We start from the raw sequence: 17,287 nt of genomic DNA, 5'->3' as shown, positions 1-17,287 counted from the left end.
CTCCGAAAGGCCGCCGCCAGAACCCTCGAGCAGCTCTGGTCAGCCATCGCTCAAATCATCGACGCCTTCACACCAAGGGAATGCGCGAACTACTTCGCCGCCGCTGGATACGATGCAGACTGATCGAAAAATGCTCTAGCCGACCGTGAGGCCCGCCGAAAGGGCGACGATGGCGATGGTGAGGACTGGCAGGGCGGCCATCAGCAGGCTGGCGAGACCGCTGACGCGGCCGAGGTTCAAGGAGGGGGGCATGGCGTTTTCTTTCGGTTGGAGCGAAGCGCTGCGAGGTGCGTTCGTCTCGGGCGGCGGTGTAGGCGTGGCCTGCGCGAAAGACCCGTTAAGTCTTGGTCATGACGTTGAATTCACAATATTAATGTCCCGTAAGGTGGAGCTTTCCAGGATGCGGCGGCCGCGATGATCAAGCCTGAATCCCTGCTGCGCCCCACGCCTGCCGGCCTCTATTGCCCCCCCGGCGACTTCTATATCGACCCCACCCGGCCGGTGGACCGGGCCGTGGTCACCCATGGCCACTCCGACCATGCCCGCTCGGGCCACGGCGCCGTGCTGGCCACCCCTGAGACCCTGGCCATCATGGCCGAGCGCTACGGCGCCGACTTCGCCGCCGCCACGGAGGCCGCGCCCTACGGCCGGACCGTCCGCCGCGACGAGGTGGAGGTGACCCTGGTCCCCGCGGGCCACGTCCTGGGCTCGGCCCAGGCGGTGGTGCAGTGGAAGGGCCTGACCATGGTGGTGTCGGGGGACTACAAGCGCCGCCGCGACCCCACCTGCCCACCCTTCGAGCCTGTCCCCTGCGACGTCTTTATCACCGAGGCCACCTTCGGCCTGCCGGTGTTCCGACACCCGCCGGACTCGGGCGAGATCGCCCGGCTGCTGCGCTCTGTGGCCCAGTTCCCGGAACGCTCGCACCTGGTGGGCGCCTATGCGCTGGGCAAGGCGCAGCGGGTGATCTGCCTGCTGCGGGAGGCCGGCTGGGACAAGACCATCTATGTCCACGGCACCCTGGAGCGGCTGAACCGGCTCTATCAGGACCACGGTATCGACCTTGGCCCGCTCGCGCCCGCCACCGTGGCCACCAAGCAGGACTTCGCCGGGGCCATCGTCATCGGCCCGCCCTCGGCCCTGCAGGACCGCTGGTCGCGGCGCTTCCCCGATCCGGTCCAGGCCTTCGCCTCGGGCTGGATGCAGGTTCGCGCCCGGGCCCGGCAGCGGGGGACTGAACTGCCTCTGGTGATCTCCGACCACGCCGACTGGGACGAGCTCACCGCCACGGTGGACGAACTGCGCCCCGGCGAGCTGTGGATCACCCATGGCCGCGAGGAGGCCCTGGCCCGCTGGGCGCAGCTGCACGGCATCCAGGCCCGGGCGCTGGCCCTGGTGGGATATGACGATGATGAAGAGGACGGCTAACCCACCCTTGCGGGCGATCACGAACCTGTTACCGTCCGGGGCAGAAGGACTTTGAGCCTATGCGTGTCGTTGTCTTCCTCGCCGCCAGCCTGATCCTCAGCGCCTGTTCCCAACCCGCCGAACGATCTGCAGAGGTCGCCTCCCAGGAGGCCGCGCCCATGGCCCCCGCCGCCCTGGCCGACAGCGCCGCCGCCGGCGCGCCCGCCGACGCCAGGGGCGGAGCCGCCCCCCAGGCGCCCCTGCCGGTCAGCATCCCGATGCTGGCCTACAGCTACGACTACGCTATCAGCGCCCCGCCCAAGGCGATCCGCGCCCTGGTCACCCGGCATGAGACCGCCTGCGCCAATGCGGGCGCGGCGGTCTGTCAGGTGGTCGGGTCTTCCGTGTCTGAGGCCGGCGAGGACCGGGTCAGCGGCACCCTCACCCTGCGGGCGACGCCCGTCTGGCTGAAGCGCTTCCGCGAGTCCTTAAGCGCCGAGGCCAAGACCCATGGCGGCCGGCTGGTCCGGGCGGCGGTGGAGTCCGAGGACCTCTCGCGGCGGATCGTCGACTCAGAGGCCGCCCTGCGCGCCCGCACCACCCTGCGCGACCGGTTGCAGGGCCTGCTGGCCAGCCGTCCCGGCAAGCTCTCCGACCTGCTGGAGGTGGAGCGGGAGCTGGCCCGGGTGCAGGGCGAGATCGACGCCACCCAGTCGGAACTGACCATGATGCGCGGCCGGGTCGCCACCTCGGAGATGAGGCTGACCTACGAGTCCGGCGGCGTCCTGGCGCCGGAAGGCGCCTGGTCCCCGGTGGGCCGCGCCCTCGGCGACGTCGCCGACATCCTGGCCGGCACGCTGGCGGCCATGATCCGCACGGTCGCGCTCCTCGCGCCCTGGGTCCTGGTGATCGGCGGGCTGCTGTGGGTCTTCCGTCGCCGCCTGCCGCGCTGGAGCCGCAAGACCAAGGACGCGCCGAAGGTCGATTGAGGGCCGCGCGGCTCCGGCTTTCGCGCCGGGGTCGCGCAACCGCCCGGGGGGACATAGACTTCTCTTCCCATGCGCGCCTTCGCCGAGCTCCTGGACCGCCTGTCGCTGACGGCGTCGCGCAACGCCAAGCTGACCCTGGTGCGCGACTATCTGCGCGAGACCCCCGATCCGGACCGGGGCTGGGCGCTCGCCGCCCTGACCGGCGACCTGACCTTCGACGCCGCCAAGCCGGCCTTCATCCGCAAGGCGGTGGAGGAACGGATGGACCCGCTGCTGTTCCGCTGGTCCCACGACTATGTGGGGGACCTGGCCGAGACCGTGGCCCTGGTCTGGCCCGCGCGGCCGGGCGCCAATCGCGAGCCGGAGCTGTCGGAAGTTATCGACGCCCTGCGCGGCGCGACCCGCGCCGAGGTGCAGCGTCTGATCGAGGGATGGCTCGACGCCATGCAGCCCACGGGGCGCTGGGCCCTGCTGAAGCTGATGACCGGCGGCCTGCGGGTGGGGGTGTCTAGCCGCCTCGCCAAGCAGGCGGCGGCGGACCTGGGCGGGGTGGCGATCAACGAGGTGGAGGAGGTCTGGCACGCCCTGCACCCGCCCTATGAGGACCTGTTCGCCTGGCTGGAGGGCCGCTCGGACCGTCCACGGCCGGATTCGCCTGGCCGCTTCCGCCCCACCATGCTGGCCCAGGCCATCGACGAGGCCGTCGACTTCGGCAAGCTCGACCCCGCCGACTATGGCGCGGAGTGGAAGTGGGACGGCATCCGCGTCCAGGCGGTGAACGAGGAGGGGATCCGGCGCCTCTACACCCGCAACGGCGACGACATCTCAAAGACCTTCCCCGATGTGCTCGAGGTGCTGGACTTCGAGGGCGCCCTGGACGGCGAGCTGCTGGTGATGGGCGACGACGGGGTGGCCAGTTTCGGGGACCTGCAGCAGCGGCTGAACCGCAAGACGGTCGACGCCAAGCTGATGGCCAGGCATCCCGCCGGCATCCGCGCCTATGACCTGCTGGCCGAGGCGGGCGAAGACACCCGCACCCTGTCCTTCCGCGAGCGGCGCGTCCGGCTTGAAGCCTTTGTGGGCCGGCTGGCCACCCCGCGCATCGACCTCTCGCCGCTGCAGCCCTTCGAGACCTGGGCCGAACTGGCGGCCCTGCGCGCCGCGCCTCCACCCGGCGACCCGCAGATCGCCGAGGGGCTGATGTTGAAGCGCTGGGACTCGATCTACGAGGCCGGCCGCCCCAAGGGCCCCTGGTTCAAGTGGAAGCGCGACCCATTCCTGATCGACGCGGTGCTGATGTACGCCCAGCGCGGCCACGGCAAACGCTCCAGCTTCTATTCCGACTACACCTTCGGGGTCTGGACGGAGGTGGAGGGCAAGCGGGCCCTGACACCGGTGGGCAAGGCCTATTTCGGCTTCACCGACGAGGAGCTGAAGCAGATCGACAAGTTCGTCCGCGACAACACCCTCGAGCGGTTCGGGCCGGTGCGCTCGGTGAAGGCCGAACCCCACTTCGGCCTGGTCTTCGAGGTGGCCTTCGAGGGCCTGCAGCGCTCCACCCGCCACAAGTCCGGCGTCGCCATGCGCTTCCCCCGCATCCACCGGATCCGCTGGGACAAGCCCGCCGGCGAGGCCGACGAACTGGACACCCTGGAGCGGATGCTGGAGCAGATGGAGGGGCGGTGATCCGTCAGCTTCCCCCCTCGTGGGGGAAGCTGGGCTACCTGACCTCCGGCGCCTTGATCCGCCGCCAGGCCAGGGCCCAGGCGATGGCGGCCTGGGCGAGGCCAGAGGCGAGGCTGGCCCAGGGGGCGGTGGACAAGGGCACGAACAGGGCCTGGCCAGTTCCGGGGCTGATGACCGAGCCGACGATGCCGCCGACCCCGTAGAGCAGGGCGAGCGCCACCACCGCGCCGAAGTCGCCGCGCTGCGGACGCGGCCCGAAGCGGAAGAGGGTGATCACCGCCAGGTCGCGCAGGACGAAGGCCAGCAGGGCGGTGGCCTGGGCCGGATCGGGACCCTGGTCGAAGGCCGAGCCCGCCCCGCCGACCGCAAAGGCGGCGGCGACCAGGATCAGGGCCAGCAGGAAGGGCGCGATGGCGGCCGGCGTCAGGGGCAGGGCGCGGGTGAGATCGCCCTTGGCGACGGAGGCGCCGAACTGGCGCAGCCGCACGCGGTCGGCGGGTTCGGCGAAGGCCGCGGCGTAGGCCGCCAGCGCCACCGCCAGGGCGCCCACCAGCAGGGCCGCGGCGGTCCCGCCGGGTCCGTAGGCGAAGCCCCCGAGGAAGACCGCCAGGAAGATCAGGAAGGCCGGCCAGATCACCGGCAGGTTCTTCATCTGCAGCTCCAGCCGCATCAGCCGCCAGGCGCCGGCGAGCGCCCAGCCCGCCAAGGCCAGGGTGGCGATGGTGCGGAAGCCGGTCGCCGGGAAAATCTGGCCCCACCAGCCGATGTCGCCGCGCGCATAGAGGAAGGACGAGAGGCCCGAGAGCCCCGCGCCGCGCTGGAACCCGGCCGATCCCGCCACCACCATCAGCAGGAAGACGCCCAGGATCAGGCCGCCCAGCACGCCGCCAGCCCGAGCCACCCGGCCCTCGGCGCGGGCCTTGCGCACCCCGATCAGGGCGACGGCCAGGCTGACCGCTTGGAGAAAGAGGGCGAGCGCGATCAGGAAGCCCAGCATCCACAGGGCGCCGGGCTGGCCCTGGACCAGCATCAGGCCGGCCATCAGGATGACGCCGGTCAGGGCGCACATCCAGGCCAGGCTGGAGCCGCCCAGCAGCTTGCCCCAGGTCATGGACCAGGGGGTGAGGGCCGAGAGCCGCTGGAAGTCCCAGGTGCGGTCGGCGATCTCGCCCAGCACCGCGCCGCCGGCGGCGCGCGAGCCCCACAGGACCCCGCAGATGATGAAGACAAAGGCGCCGACGCCCGCCATGGCCGGCAGCGGCCCACCGGCGGACTCACGCGCCACCAGGGCGGTGGCGCCATATATAAGCACCAGGACGACAGCGGCCCAGGCGATGCGCCGGGGCGAGGCCTCGAGCCAGAGATTGCGCTGGAATTCCGGGTTCATCGGGCCACCTCCGCCAGATAGGCGTCTTCGAGGGTCTTTCGCGCCGCCTGGAAGGACCGGACCTTCAGCCCCGCCCCGATCAGCTTGCCCAGCAGGGCGGAGTCGTCCTCGCCCTCCGGCAAGGCCAGAATGGCGGTGTCGCCGGTGACCTTCTCGACGGTGACGCCGAGCGCCTCCAGCCGTTCGGCCAGGTCTGGCGGCGGCTGGGCGAAGGCCACCTCCACCCGCGCGCCGTCCTGGTGTCCGGACCCGGCCGCCACCACCCCGCCGCCGGCCACCGCGCCGTCGCGGATCATCAGCATCTGGGTGGAGTAGTCTTCGAGCTCGGCCAGGATGTGGGAGGAGACCACGATGGTCATGCCGTCCTTGGCCAGCGACAGGATCAGGTCCGACAGGCTGCGGCGGGCCTCGGGGTCGAGCCCGGCCGCGGGTTCATCAAGCAGCAGGACGCGGGGCTGGTGAACAATGGTCTGGGCGATGGCCAGCCGCTGCTTTAGCCCTCGGGACAGTTCGCCGGCGCGCGCCTCCAGGCGGTCGGTGAGCTGCACCCGGGCCGCCGCCATTTCCACCGCGGCGGCCGTCTCGGCGACCGGAACGCCGCGAGACCGGGCGGCATAGGTCAGGGCCTTGCGCACCGACAGCTCCTCATAGAGGCCGAAGAAGTCGGGCAGGTAGCCGATGGCGGCGTGCACCCCGCGCGGGTCAGCTTCGACGTCGAGGCCCGCGACCCGGATGGTCCCCTCGGTGGGGACGTCCAGGGCCGCGATGCAGCGCATCAGGGTCGATTTGCCGGCGCCGTTGGGACCCACCAGGGCCAGCACCGCGCCGGCCTGGACCTGGAAGGACACGCCGTGCAGGGCGCGAGCCGACGGGTAGTCGTAGACCACTCCCGCAACCTCGATCATGGCGCTCATGTCAGCTCCCCTTCGAGGAAGGTCTTCAGGTCGCCGCCGGTGAATTTCAGGCCGCGGACGCCGGCGCGGCGCCCGGCCTCCACGTCGCCGTCCTTGTCGCCCACCATCAGGGAGCGGGCCAGGTCGACGGGCCACTCCTCAATCGCCTGCAGCAGCATGCCGGGATTGGGCTTGCGGCCAGGCGGATCGGGATGGCGGTACATCTCATGCGCCGCCTCGGGGTGGTGCGGGCAGTAGTAGAAGGCGTCGACGCGGGCGCCGGCCTTGGCGAGGTCGGCGCTCATCTGGACGTGCAGCTTCTGGACGTCGGCCTCGGTGTAGTAGCCCCGGCCCACCCCCGACTGGTTGGTCACCACGAACACCCACCAGCCCGCGGCGTTGAAGGCGGCGATGGCCTCCCGGGCGCCTGGAATCCAGACGAAGTCCTCCCAGCGATAGACATAGCCGGGGTCTTCGTTGAGTACCCCGTCGCGATCGAGGAACAGGGCGGGGCGGGGGGTCTGGTCGGGCGCGCTCACCCTGCCACTGTAACGCCAAGCCCGCGCGGCGTCGCGGGGGTCTGGACTTAAGCTTTCGTAACGCGTCATTTCGCCGACACACCGCCCCGTCTATGGTCGGCGGTCCCTTCCTGTTTTCGAGGTCGCCTTGGCCGACGCATCGCCTGTTCTCTCCATCAAGGACCTCCGGGTCGATTTCGCCACCCATGACGGGGTGGTCGCGGCCGTGCGGGGGGTGTCCCTGGACGTGGCCCGCGGCGAGACCCTCGGGGTGGTCGGCGAGAGCGGCTCGGGCAAGAGCCAGACCTTCATGGCGCTGATGGGCCTGCTGGCCCGCAACGGCAAGGCCACCGGCTCGGCCAAGTTCCTCGGGACCGAACTGCTGAACCTCAAGCCTGCGGCGCTCAACAAGATCCGCGGCTCGAAGATGACCATGATCTTCCAGGATCCGCTCACCGCGCTTACCCCCCACGCCCGCATCGGCGAGCAGATCGCCGAGCCCCTGCGGCTGCACCTGGGCATGTCCGGCGACGCGGCCACCAAGCACGCCAAGGACTGGCTGGAGCGGGTCCGCATCCCCGACGCCGAGCGCCGCCTGCGCCAGTACCCGCACGAGCTTTCCGGCGGCATGCGCCAGCGGGTGATGATCGCCGCGGCCATGGCAGGGTCGCCCGCCCTGCTGATCGCCGACGAGCCCACCACCGCCCTCGATGTCACCGTCCAGGCCGAGATCCTCGACCTGATGGACGAGCTGAAGCGCGAGACCGGCACGGCCATGGTGCTCATCACCCACGACATGGGGGTCATCGCCCGCCTCGCCGACCGGGTCTGCGTGATGAAGGACGGCGCCTATGTCGAGGAGGGCGAGGCGCAGGCGATCTTCGCCGCGCCGAAGGATCCCTATACCCGCGCCCTGCTGGACGCGATCCCGCGCCTGGACCGCGCCGACCGTGGCGGCCGCCCGACCCTGAGCCCTGTCGCCACTGACGCGCCGGTGGTGGTGGAAGGCCGCGACATCAAGGTCTGGTTCCCGATCCACGAGGGGCTGTTCGGCGCCAAGCGCAACCTGCGCGCCGTGGACGGCGTCTCCTTCCAGGTTCGCCAGGGCGAGACCCTGGGGGTGGTGGGGGAAAGCGGATGTGGCAAGTCCACCCTGGCGCGCGCCGTGATCAACCTGATCCCGGCCACCGGCGGGGCGGTCACCCTGCTGGGCCGCGACATCACCGGCGCGGACAAGGAATCCATGCGGGCCGCGCGGCGCGACCTGCAGATCGTCTTCCAGGACCCGTTGGCCAGCCTCGACCCTCGAGTGACCATCGGCGACTCCATCGCCGAGCCCCTGCAGGTGTTCAAGCCGCAGCTGAAGCGCGCCGAGCGCGACGCCGAGGTGGCGGCCATGATGGCCAAGGTCGGTCTGCTGCCGGCCCTGATCAACCGCTATCCGCACGAACTGTCCGGCGGCCAGAACCAGCGGGTGGGCATTGCGCGGGCCATGATCCTGAAGCCCAAGCTGGTGATCTGCGACGAGGCGGTCTCGGCCCTGGACGTCTCCATCCGCGCCCAGATCATCGACCTGCTGATCCAGCTGCAGAAGGAGATGGGCCTGGCGATGATCTTCATCAGCCACGACCTGGCGGTGGTGCGCGAGATCAGCCACCGGGTGATGGTGCTCTATCTGGGCCGGGTGATGGAGCAGGCCGACCGTGAGCAGCTCTACGCCAATCCGCACCACCCCTATACCAAGGCCCTGCTGTCGGCCGCCCCGATCCCCGATCCGGTCCGGGAACGCTCCCGCAAGCGGCTGAAGCTCGTGGGCGAGCCCCCCAGCCCCATGGATCCGCGCAGCGCCCTGCGCTTCCTGCCCTCGCGGCTGTCGGCCGATCCCCTGGGCCAGGTCTATGTGCCGGAGCTGAAGGAGATCGCCCCGGGTCACCTGGTCTCCGAGTTCGACCCGCCCGTCGAAGCGGCTTAAGCGCCACCTTATGAGCTCGAAGATCACGCCCATCCTGATGTCCGGCGGCGCGGGGACGCGCCTGTGGCCCCTGTCGCGCCAGGCCAAGCCCAAGCAGTTCCACCGCCTGGGCGGCGCCGAGACCCTGATCCAGGCCACCGCCCTGCGGGTGACAGGGCCGATGTTCAATCCGCCCATCGTGGTCTGCGCCGCGGCCCATGCCGACCTGACGCGGGCCCAGCTGGCCGAGGTGGGGATCACAGCCCAGGCCCTGATCGCCGAGCCCGCGCCCCGCAACACCGCCGCGGCCTCGGTGGCCGCCGCCGCCGTGGCCGCCGAGATCGATCCGGACGGGGTCTTCATCCTGCTCCACGCCGACAACCTGGTGTCCGACGTGCCGGCCATGCACGCGGCCATCGAGGCGGGACGGGCCGCGGCGCAGAGCGGCGAGGTGGTGATCTTCAGCCTCAAGCCGACCGGGCCTGAGACCATCTACGGCTATATCTGCGCCGGCGCCGGCGAGGGTCTGGTGCGCAAGGTCGCCCAGTTCGTCGAGAAGCCGGACCTCGCCACCGCCAAGCGGTTCGTGGCCGATCCGGACTATGGCTGGAACGCCGGCATGTTCATGTTCAGCGCCCGGGCCTTCCTGGAGGAGTGCCGCCGCCTGGCGCCGGCCATCTGCGCCGCCGCCGAGGCCGGGGTGAAGGACGCGCAGCGATCTGGCGACCTGATCGCGCTTGGGCCCGCGTTCCTCACCGCCCCCGCCGAAGCTATCGACACCGCCATCATGGAGAAGACCGACCGCGCCAGCGTGGTGGGGGCTGACATCGGCTGGAGCGACGTGGGCAACTGGAACGCGCTTTGGGAAGGCTCGGTGCTCGACGCCGAGGGCAACGCCCTGGACGGCGACGCCATCGCCGTGGGGTCAAAGGGCAATATCGCCCGCACCGACGGCCACACGGTGGTGCTGGCCGGCGTCGAGGACCTGGTGGTGGTGGTGGAGAACGGCGTGGTCCTGGTGACCCGGCGCGAGTCCACCGCCTCGGTCAAGGCCGCGGTGGAGGCGCTGACGGCCCAGGGGCGCGGCGCGCTGCTATAATCTGAGGTTGCGCCGCGAGCCCCGCAGAAGTTGCATCCCGGCGATTCCGGCAACTTCGCGGAAAGACTTCGTGGTTAAGGTCGGCGGCTGCTATCGCGTTTTCGCCGCCGGGGATTGGCCGCCTTGCAGATCGAAGTTCTTCGTCCGCAGGACATGACGGCCCAGCGCATGGCCCGCTGGGCGGAGCTGCAGGCCGGCGACATCACCCTCGACAGTCCCTTCCTGTCCCCCGACTGGGCCCGCACGCTGGAGCGCGTCCAGCGCCAGACCTCCCGCCAGATCCGTGTCGCCGTCGCCATCGTGGAGGGCCGCGATGTGGCCTTCCTGCCGGTCCGCGTCGGTCATCTGACCGCCATGCCGGTGGGGGCGCCCATGTGCGACTACCAGGGGTTGGTGGCCGAGCCGGGCGTAAGGATCGACGCGCGCAGGATGATCCAGGCCCTGGGCGTCCAGCGCTACGACTTCTGCCACATGATCGAGGACCAGGCCGCGTTCGCCCCCTATGCGCGGGGCCGCCAGCTCTCCCACATCGTCGATGTCGCGATGGGGTACGACGCCTACGAAGCCGCCCGCCGCGAGGCCGGAACCTCGGTCCTGAAGGATTGCGACAAGAAGCGCCGCAAGGTCGAGCGCGAGATCGGTCCCTCCATCTTCACCGCCTTCTCCCGCAGCCAGGCCGACTTCGACCAGCTGGTGGCCTGGAAGCGCGCCCAGCTCGACGCCACCGGCCAGACCGACATCTTCGACGCCGGCTGGACCCTGCGCCTGATGCAGGACCTGTTCGAACGCCGCGATCCGGACTTCGGGGCGGGCCTCTTCACCCTGCACTTCGGCGACCGCCTGGCCGCCGTCCACCTGCACCTGCACGGCAAGCAGACCGTGCATGGCTGGCTCATCGCCCACGAGCCGGAGTTCGAGCGTTACTCGCCTGGGATCCTGCTGTTCCAGGACATTCTGCGCTGGATGGACGCCACCCCCTATTCCCGCCTCGACCTCGGTCCCGGCGACTACCGGTTCAAGCGCGAGCTGGCCAATACCGGGGTCGGGGTGACGCACGGCTTCGTCGGCGGGGTCGCGCCGGCCGCCCTGGTCCGTCACGCCGTCTACGGCGTCCGCCGCGCCGCCGAGGCCCTGCCGCTGGGCAAGATGTCGGAGCTGCCCGGCAAGGCCATGCGCCGCGTGGACGTCCTGCGCGGTTTGCGCTGAGCGCCTTTCAGGCCAAGTGGGAACCGGTTCGCCGCCCGGAAAGCGCGACCAAGCTGACATTGCCGTAGGACGCCCACGCCGTTAGAGGTGGCGTCCTTTTCACCCCTGGCCTGATCATGACCCTGTCCATCGACGATATCCGCGCGGCTGCCGAGCGGCTGAAGGGGCGCATCGAGCGCACCCCCTGCCGACACTCGAAGACGCTGTCGGAGATTACCGGGGCCGAGGTCTGGGTGAAGTTCGAGAACCTGCAGTTCACCGCGGCCTACAAGGAGCGCGGGGCGCTGAACACCCTGCTGCAGCTCTCCGACAACGAAGCCAAGCGTGGGGTGATCGCCGCGTCCGCCGGCAATCACAGCCAGGGCCTGGCCTATCACGCCGCACGCCTGGGCATCCCGGTGACCATCGTCATGCCCCGCAACACCCCCTTCGTGAAGGTGCAGCAGACCCGCGCCTTCGGGGCCGAGGTGGTGCTGGACGGGGAGACCTTCGACGACTCCGCGGCCTTGGCCAAGACGCTGTGCGCCGAGCGGGAGCTGGTCTTCGTTCCCCCGTTCAACGACCTGAAGGTGATGGCCGGCCAGGGCACGGTGGCCCTGGAGATGTTCGAGGACGTGCCGGATCTTGAGGTCCTGCCGATCCCGATCGGCGGCGGTGGCCTGATCGCCGGCTGCGCCACCGTGGCCAAGTCGCTCAATCCCAAGGTCGAGATCTACGGCGTCGAGCCGGCCATGTACCCCTCCTTCACCGCCCGGATGCGTGGGATCGGCGCGGCCACTGGCGGCGCCACCATCGCCGAGGGCATCGCGGTCAAGTCGGTGGGGGAAGAGTGCTACGCCGTCGCCCGGCCGCTGATCGACGATGTGCTGCTGATCGAGGAGCCCTATTTCGAACGGGCCATCGCGCTGTACTGCAACGTCGAGAAGACGGTGGTGGAGGGGGCCGGGGCGGCCTCGCTCGCCGCCCTGCTGGCCTATCCGGAGAAGTTCCGCGGCAAGAAGGTCGGGCTTATCATCACCGGCGGCAATATCGACACCCGCCTGCTGGCCTCGGTGCTCACCCGCGAACTGGTGCGCGAGCAGCGCCTGGTCTCCCTGCGCATCATCGGCGACGACCGGCCGGGCCTGCTGGGCACCGTCTCGGTGCTGATCGGCAAGATGGGGGCCAATATCGTCGAGGTGGCGCACAACCGCCTGGCCCTGGACGTGCCCGCCAAGGGCGCGGAGTTCGACATCATGATCGAGACCCGCGACGCCCAGCACACCCAGGAAATCATGGACGCCCTGCGCGAGAGCGGCTACCCGCCCCGCGCTGTTTAAGAGCGTGACAGCCGGAAGTGGGCGCCGGTTCCGGCGCCCGTCACGCGTCTAATAAGGAAGCTAGTGATGAAGCGTTTCGTTCTCGCCCTGGCCCTGGTGGTCCTGGCCGCCTGCGGCCCCAACAAGCAGGTCGCCGCCGACAACCTCACCGCGGCCAACACCTTCCTGGCCAAGAACGGCAAGGCGGCGGACGTGCTCACCCTGCCCTCGGGCCTGCAGTACAAGGTCGTCCAGTCGGGCCCGGCCACGGGCGCCAAGCCCGAGAAGGGCGACGAGGTGAAGGTCCACTACGAAGGCAAGCTGCTGGACGGCAAGGTCTTCGATAGCTCCTACGAGCGCGGCGCCCCGGCGGCCATGCCCATCGACGCCCTGATCCCGGCTTGGATCGAGGCCCTGCAATTGATGCGGCCCGGCGATGTCTGGATGCTCTATGTGCCGCCGGAACTCGGCTATGGCGAAGAGGGCGCGGGCGGCGGTGAGATCCCCGGCAACAGCGTGCTGATCTTCAAGATCGAACTGATCGGCGTCCTGCCGGGCCCGGGCTCGGTCGGCCAGGGCTGAGCGCCAAAGCGACTAGCTGAACAGGTGCGCGCGGGTGTCGGGGTTCTCCCGGCGCCACATGACGTTGTCCAGGAAGAAGTGGTGGATGTTGATGAAGATCCACACCGCGAACAGGCAGGCCGTGGTTCCGAACACCGCGTGGTCATAGGGGATCACCGCGTCCATCAGGTTGGGCAGGGCCCAGAAGCCGACGAAGCCCAGAGCCACGCCTGAGGCCACGAAGACCGCGAATCCGCGCCGCCAGTCGCCGGCCTTGGCGCGCTCCACGTTGCCCTGATAGCGCCAGACGACCGCAAGGTACTGCAGGGAGTGGAAGGCCGGGATCACCAGCAGCCACAGCGGATTGATCCGCATGAAGACCAGCCAGATATAGAGGCTGACGCCATAGGCCACGGCCCCGTTCCAGGGCAGGCTCCGCCAGGCGCGACCCATCACCAGCAGGGTCGCAGCGGTCGTCAGCGCCGCCGCCAGACCGGCGATCATCAGCAAGGGCGCGGGCACGGGCAGGGCGTAGTAGTCCAGGCCCCAGAGATGGGTGGTCTTCACCTGGTGGTTGGCGTTCAGCCACGAGAAGACCCAGACCACATAGGCGTTCACCAGGAACACCTTCTTCTGCAGGGCGGTGAAGAAGCTCCGCTTGAGCGCCGCATCCACCATCAGCATGCCGTAGCCCTGCTTGACGTAGTGCCAGCCCACGAAGAAGGCCATCAGGTTGCCGCCAAAGCCCAGCAGGCGCGAGTCCGCGCTCATCAGGGCCGCGCCGAGATAGGCGGCCAGCACTAGCGGCACGACAATCCCGGCGAAGACATAGCGCCAGCGCAGGGCGGGCGCATGGGTTCCCCTCAGCGCCTTGGCTCCGAAACCTCGGTAGAAGATCTGGTAGGAATGGGCGAAGTGCGGGTGGTTGAGGATGTTGATCGCCATCCACATCGCCGCCGCCAACGGCGCGGCGACCCGGTCGGCGGGCAGTAGCAGCAGGACCGGGAAGGCCAGCAGCGAGCCGCCCCCCAGCAGCAGGAAGTCGGCGGTCGGGCCCCACAGGTGCCGACGCGGCGCGTCGGGGCTCTCCGCCGCCAGGGTCTCGCCAACAGTGATCGACATGGCGTCCTCCGCCCCAGGCTCCTGCTCAGCATGGCGGGCAATGCTTAGGCCCCGGTGAACGGACCGCTAAGGCTGTCAGGGCAGAGTGGCGCGGTGGTCAACCTTGTTCTCCTCTACCTGGCGGTCATCAACCTGATGACCTTCGCGGTGTTCGCCGCCGACAAGCGCGCCGCCGCCGGCGGGCTGCGCCGGACGCCTGAAGCCACCCTCCTGGGGCTCGCGGCCATCGGCGGCGGTCTGGGGGCTGTGAGCGCCCAACGCCTGCTGCGCCACAAGACCCGCAAACAGCCCTTCGCCCGGCAGCTGACCCTGATCCTGGTGGGCCAGGTTTTCGGATTGGCGATGCTCGCCGTTCTCGCCGCGCGCCATGCCCTTGTCATACCCTAAGGAACCCTGCTGAGATCGTCCCCGAGCCGCGCCGTCAGAGCGCGCGCCAAGGGACGGAACAGGCAGATGGGCTACGACCTGATCGTTGTCGGCGGCGGTGTCGGCGGCTCGGCTCTGTCGGCGGTGATGGCGCAGGCCGGCGCCAAGGTCCTGCTGCTGGAGGCTGCAGAGGTCTACCAGGACAAGGTGCGCGGCGAGTGGATCGCGCCGTGGGGGGTGACCGAGGTCAAGCGCCTGGGGCTCTACGACCTGCTGGTGAGCGCCGGCGGGCACCACATCGAGACCCACATCTCCTATGACGAGAACCGCGATCCGGAGGTGGCGCGGTCGACCCCTGCGCCGCTCGGGGTCTTCGCGCCGGGGGTTCCCGGCCCGCTCTGTCTCGGTCACCCGCAACACTGCCAGACCCTGTTCGACGAGGCTGTCCGCCGAGGCGTCGACGCCCGGCGCGGCGTTCAGGTGATCTCGGTGACGGCGGGCGCGAGCCCCACTGTCACCTTCCGCCATGACGGCGAGGAGAGCACGGCGACGGCGCGCCTGCTGGTGGGCGCCGATGGGCGGACCTCCATGGTCCGCGAGAACCTGGGCATCCCCCTGCATCAGGACGCCCCCCACCACATGTTCGCCGGCCTGCTGGTGGACGGCGCGCCCGACTGGGACGCCAAGGTTCAGGCCATCGGGGTGGAGGGGGACTTCTCCTTCCTGGCCTTCCCGCAGGGCTCCGGCCGCGTGCGGCTCTATGGCAGCTACGCCCTGGATCAGCGCCGCCGGTTCGCGGGCCCGGACGGTCCCGCGGCCTTCCTCGAGGCCTTCCGCATGGTGTGCTCGCCCGACAATGTTCACCTGGCGGGCGCCAGGCCCATCGGCCCCCTGCTGTCCTATTTCAACAACGACGCCTGGACCGACCAGCCCTTCGCCCCGGGCGCGGTGCTGGTGGGGGACGCCGGCGGCTGGAACGACCCGATCATCGGTCTTGGCCTCTCCATCACCTATCGCGACGTGCGGATTGTCACCGACATCCTGAAGGCGGACGCCGACTGGGCCCGGGCGGATTTCTCGCCCTACGCCGAGGAGCGCGCCGAGCGCCTGCGCCGCCTGAGGTTCACCGCCGCCCTCGTCTCGGCGCTGGAGGCCGAGTTCGGCGCGGCGGCGCGGGCCCGGCGGGATAGCCTCCATGAGCGCGCCAGCCTCGACCCGTCGCTGCGGGCCCACACCTTCGCGGTGATGGCCGGCCCCGAGGTCTTGCCGCCCGAGATCTTCACCCCCGAGCACCGCGCCCGCGTCCTGGGAGAGGCGGCGTGAGCGACCTGCCCATCGTCACCGACCCCAACGGCGTGGACGCCGCCTGGCTGACCGCCGCCCTGAACGGCGCCGGGATCCCCGTCCGCGTCGAGGGCTTCACCACACAGAAGGTGGGGGACGGCATGCTGGGGGAGAGCGTCCGCTTCAACCTCGACTACGCCCGACCCGTGGAGGGCGCGCCCGCCAGCGTGGTCGGCAAGTTTCCGTCCGCCGACCCGATCAGCCGCGCCACCGGTGGGGCCATCGGCCTCTATCTGAACGAGGTGCGCTTCTACCAGCAGATCGCCCACACGGTGGATATCCGCACGCCGAAGCCCTTCGTGGCGGCGATCGACCCTGAGACCAGCGACTTCGTCCTCCTGCTGGAGGACATGGGCCCGGCCCGGGGCGGCGATCAGCTCACCGGCTGCTCCCTGGCCGACGCGGAGGTGGCCATGCGGGAGGCCGCGGCCCTGCACGGTCCGCGCTGGGCCGATCCGACCCTGACGCAGGTGGAATTCCTCAATCGCCCGATGATCGATCCGGGCGCGATCGCGGGGATGTTCGACGGCGTCATCGCGGCCTTCCGGGCCCGCTACGAGGGCCGGCTGGAGCCGGAGTACATGACGATCTGCCAGGACTTCGCCGACCATATCGGGGCCTTCTATTCCGGGCCCGCCGCCCCGCCGACCCTGCAGCACCTGGACTACCGCCTCGACAATATGCTGTTCGAGCCCCAGGGCGGCCGCTGGCCGCTCGCGGTTCTGGACTGGCAGTCGGTGGCCCTCGGTCCCGGCGTGCTGGACGTGGCCTATTTCATCGGCGCGGGCCTGCCGACCGAGATCCGCCAGAAGCATGAGCAGGACCTCCTGAGACAATGGCTGGAGGTCCTGCGGAAGTACGGCGTCAGCTATGACTGGAACGAGGCCTGGACCGGCTACCGCCACTACCTGCTGCAAGGCGTGTTCACCGCCATCTTCGCTTCGGTCAGCACCAAGCAGACCGAGCGCGGCGACGAGATGTTCCTGACCATGGCCCGCAGGCACTGCGCCCAGGCGGCGGACCTGGAGTCGATGAAGATGCTCCGGAGGGCGTAGAAAGAAGATCGTCCACGAACCACACGAACCACACGAACAAGAGGGCGGCGACGCTTCCCCGAATGGGTCATCCCGGATTTCGCGCAACGGAAGACCGGGACCTAGAAGCGCCGATCTCTCCGGCGAACCCCGCGCATATGGGTTCCGGCTCTCCGCTTCGCTGCGGCCTGGATGACAGTTGGGTGAGCCGCTGACCGTTCGTGACGTTCGTGTGGTTCGTGGACAAAACCTCTTACGGCCTCGCCTCAGTCGGTAAACACCACCGTCTTGCTCCCATTGAGCAGCACCCGGTCCTCCAGTCGCCACCGCACGGCGCGGGCCAGGACCCGGCGCTCGATGTCGCGGCCCTTGCGGATCAGGTCGCGCGGCGTGTCGCGGTGGCTGATGCGCTCCACGTCCTGTTCG

The 17,287-nt window shown here is 69.9% G+C and carries 15 protein-coding genes and 2 pseudogenes; 12 read left to right on the top strand and 5 right to left on the bottom strand.

What is annotated here, in order from left to right:
* The 4 genes and pseudogenes from Q8N10_RS00085 to Q8N10_RS00070 all read left to right on the top strand — a co-directional run.
* Positions 1-123, top strand: a pseudogene (locus Q8N10_RS00085) (IS630 family transposase); the annotation flags it as partial.
* Positions 124-414: 291 nt separating this feature from the next.
* Positions 415-1,428, top strand: a complete 1,014-nt coding sequence (locus Q8N10_RS00080; protein ID WP_304777564.1) for a ligase-associated DNA damage response exonuclease — start codon at positions 415-417, stop codon at positions 1,426-1,428.
* 59 nt (positions 1,429-1,487) lie between these two features.
* Positions 1,488-2,396, top strand: a complete 909-nt coding sequence (locus Q8N10_RS00075) for a DUF4349 domain-containing protein (RefSeq protein WP_304777562.1) — start codon at positions 1,488-1,490, stop codon at positions 2,394-2,396.
* 69 nt (positions 2,397-2,465) lie between these two features.
* Positions 2,466-4,082: a cisplatin damage response ATP-dependent DNA ligase gene (locus tag Q8N10_RS00070; RefSeq protein ID WP_304777560.1), complete on the top strand. Its 1,617-nt coding sequence runs from the start codon at positions 2,466-2,468 to the stop codon at positions 4,080-4,082.
* 34 nt (positions 4,083-4,116) lie between these two features.
* On the opposite strand, the gene Q8N10_RS00065 is transcribed toward Q8N10_RS00070, so the two are convergent.
* From Q8N10_RS00065 to Q8N10_RS00055, 3 genes are read right to left on the bottom strand one after another with little or no spacing between them, the layout of a single operon-like run.
* Entirely contained in the window at positions 4,117-5,469 is a 1,353-nt protein-coding gene (locus Q8N10_RS00065; RefSeq protein ID WP_304777558.1) for a hypothetical protein, read from the bottom strand.
* Entirely contained in the window at positions 5,466-6,383 is a 918-nt protein-coding gene (locus Q8N10_RS00060; RefSeq protein ID WP_304777556.1) for an ABC transporter ATP-binding protein, read from the bottom strand. The genes Q8N10_RS00065 and Q8N10_RS00060 overlap by 4 nt, the downstream gene beginning before the upstream one ends.
* Positions 6,380-6,901 carry an HAD family hydrolase gene (locus Q8N10_RS00055; RefSeq protein WP_304777554.1) on the bottom strand — a complete coding sequence of 174 codons (522 nt, stop codon included), beginning with the start codon at positions 6,899-6,901 and terminating at the stop codon, positions 6,380-6,382. The genes Q8N10_RS00060 and Q8N10_RS00055 overlap by 4 nt, the downstream gene beginning before the upstream one ends.
* 127 nt (positions 6,902-7,028) lie before the next feature.
* Between Q8N10_RS00055 and Q8N10_RS00050 the strand changes: the two genes are divergently transcribed.
* The 5 genes from Q8N10_RS00050 to Q8N10_RS00030 all read left to right on the top strand — a co-directional run bounded on the left by Q8N10_RS00050 (position 7,029) and on the right by Q8N10_RS00030 (position 13,016).
* The gene (locus Q8N10_RS00050; RefSeq protein ID WP_304777552.1) at positions 7,029-8,852 is read left to right on the top strand and encodes a dipeptide ABC transporter ATP-binding protein; all 1,824 of its coding nucleotides are present in this window, start codon (positions 7,029-7,031) and stop codon (positions 8,850-8,852) included.
* Between the two features lie 10 nt (positions 8,853-8,862).
* A complete protein-coding gene (locus Q8N10_RS00045; protein ID WP_304777550.1) occupies positions 8,863-9,930 on the top strand; it encodes a mannose-1-phosphate guanylyltransferase in 1,068 nt (355 codons plus the stop codon).
* 123 nt (positions 9,931-10,053) lie between these two features.
* Complete coding sequence (locus Q8N10_RS00040; RefSeq protein WP_304777548.1) at positions 10,054-11,136, top strand: GNAT family N-acetyltransferase; 1,083 nt, start codon at positions 10,054-10,056, stop codon at positions 11,134-11,136.
* A 116-nt stretch (positions 11,137-11,252) separates the two neighbouring features.
* Complete coding sequence (locus Q8N10_RS00035) at positions 11,253-12,455, top strand: threonine ammonia-lyase (protein WP_304777546.1); 1,203 nt, start codon at positions 11,253-11,255, stop codon at positions 12,453-12,455.
* A 66-nt stretch (positions 12,456-12,521) separates the two neighbouring features.
* Positions 12,522-13,016, top strand: coding sequence for an FKBP-type peptidyl-prolyl cis-trans isomerase (locus Q8N10_RS00030; RefSeq protein ID WP_304777544.1), 495 nt, complete (start codon positions 12,522-12,524; stop codon positions 13,014-13,016).
* Between the two features lie 12 nt (positions 13,017-13,028).
* Here Q8N10_RS00030 and Q8N10_RS00025 read toward each other — a convergent pair whose 3' ends face one another.
* Positions 13,029-14,117: a hypothetical protein gene (locus Q8N10_RS00025; protein WP_304777542.1), complete on the bottom strand. Its 1,089-nt coding sequence runs from the start codon at positions 14,115-14,117 to the stop codon at positions 13,029-13,031.
* Between the two features lie 93 nt (positions 14,118-14,210).
* Here Q8N10_RS00025 and Q8N10_RS00020 point away from each other — a divergent pair, with 93 nt between their 5' ends.
* The 3 genes from Q8N10_RS00020 (at position 14,211) to Q8N10_RS00010 (ending at position 16,882) form a co-directional block, all read left to right on the top strand.
* The gene (locus tag Q8N10_RS00020) at positions 14,211-14,504 is read left to right on the top strand and encodes a DUF1294 domain-containing protein (RefSeq protein WP_304777540.1); all 294 of its coding nucleotides are present in this window, start codon (positions 14,211-14,213) and stop codon (positions 14,502-14,504) included.
* Positions 14,505-14,570: 66 nt separating this feature from the next.
* Complete coding sequence (locus tag Q8N10_RS00015; RefSeq protein WP_304777538.1) at positions 14,571-15,806, top strand: NAD(P)/FAD-dependent oxidoreductase; 1,236 nt, start codon at positions 14,571-14,573, stop codon at positions 15,804-15,806.
* Positions 15,803-16,882, top strand: a complete 1,080-nt coding sequence (locus tag Q8N10_RS00010) for a phosphotransferase (protein WP_304777536.1) — start codon at positions 15,803-15,805, stop codon at positions 16,880-16,882. The genes Q8N10_RS00015 and Q8N10_RS00010 overlap by 4 nt, the downstream gene beginning before the upstream one ends.
* 245 nt (positions 16,883-17,127) lie before the next feature.
* Here the strand turns inward: Q8N10_RS00010 and purU are convergent.
* Positions 17,128-17,287: pseudogene (gene purU / locus Q8N10_RS00005) on the bottom strand (formyltetrahydrofolate deformylase); the annotation flags it as partial.

Origin of the sequence: Phenylobacterium sp. (assembly GCF_030693625.1) — a bacterium.
Taxonomy (GTDB): domain Bacteria; phylum Pseudomonadota; class Alphaproteobacteria; order Caulobacterales; family Caulobacteraceae; genus Phenylobacterium; species Phenylobacterium ferrooxidans.
This window is presented reverse-complemented; position numbering and strand designations above follow the sequence as displayed.

Excerpts from the sequence above, each read along its gene's own strand:
- Q8N10_RS00070 (WP_304777560.1), top strand. The coding sequence starts at position 2,466 with ATGCGCGCCTTCGCCGAGCTCCTGGACCGCCTGTCGCTGACGGCGTCG.
- Q8N10_RS00030 (WP_304777544.1), top strand. The coding sequence starts at position 12,522 with ATGAAGCGTTTCGTTCTCGCCCTGGCCCTGGTGGTCCTGGCCGCCTGC.
- Q8N10_RS00060 (WP_304777556.1), bottom strand. The coding sequence starts at position 6,383 with ATGAGCGCCATGATCGAGGTTGCGGGAGTGGTCTACGACTACCCGTCG.
- Q8N10_RS00075 (WP_304777562.1), top strand. The coding sequence starts at position 1,488 with ATGCGTGTCGTTGTCTTCCTCGCCGCCAGCCTGATCCTCAGCGCCTGT.
- Q8N10_RS00035 (WP_304777546.1), top strand. The coding sequence starts at position 11,253 with ATGACCCTGTCCATCGACGATATCCGCGCGGCTGCCGAGCGGCTGAAG.
- Q8N10_RS00015 (WP_304777538.1), top strand. The coding sequence starts at position 14,571 with ATGGGCTACGACCTGATCGTTGTCGGCGGCGGTGTCGGCGGCTCGGCT.
- Q8N10_RS00065 (WP_304777558.1), bottom strand. The coding sequence starts at position 5,469 with ATGAACCCGGAATTCCAGCGCAATCTCTGGCTCGAGGCCTCGCCCCGG.
- Q8N10_RS00045 (WP_304777550.1), top strand. The coding sequence starts at position 8,863 with ATGAGCTCGAAGATCACGCCCATCCTGATGTCCGGCGGCGCGGGGACG.
- Q8N10_RS00025 (WP_304777542.1), bottom strand. The coding sequence starts at position 14,117 with ATGTCGATCACTGTTGGCGAGACCCTGGCGGCGGAGAGCCCCGACGCG.
- Q8N10_RS00080 (WP_304777564.1), top strand. The coding sequence starts at position 415 with ATGATCAAGCCTGAATCCCTGCTGCGCCCCACGCCTGCCGGCCTCTAT.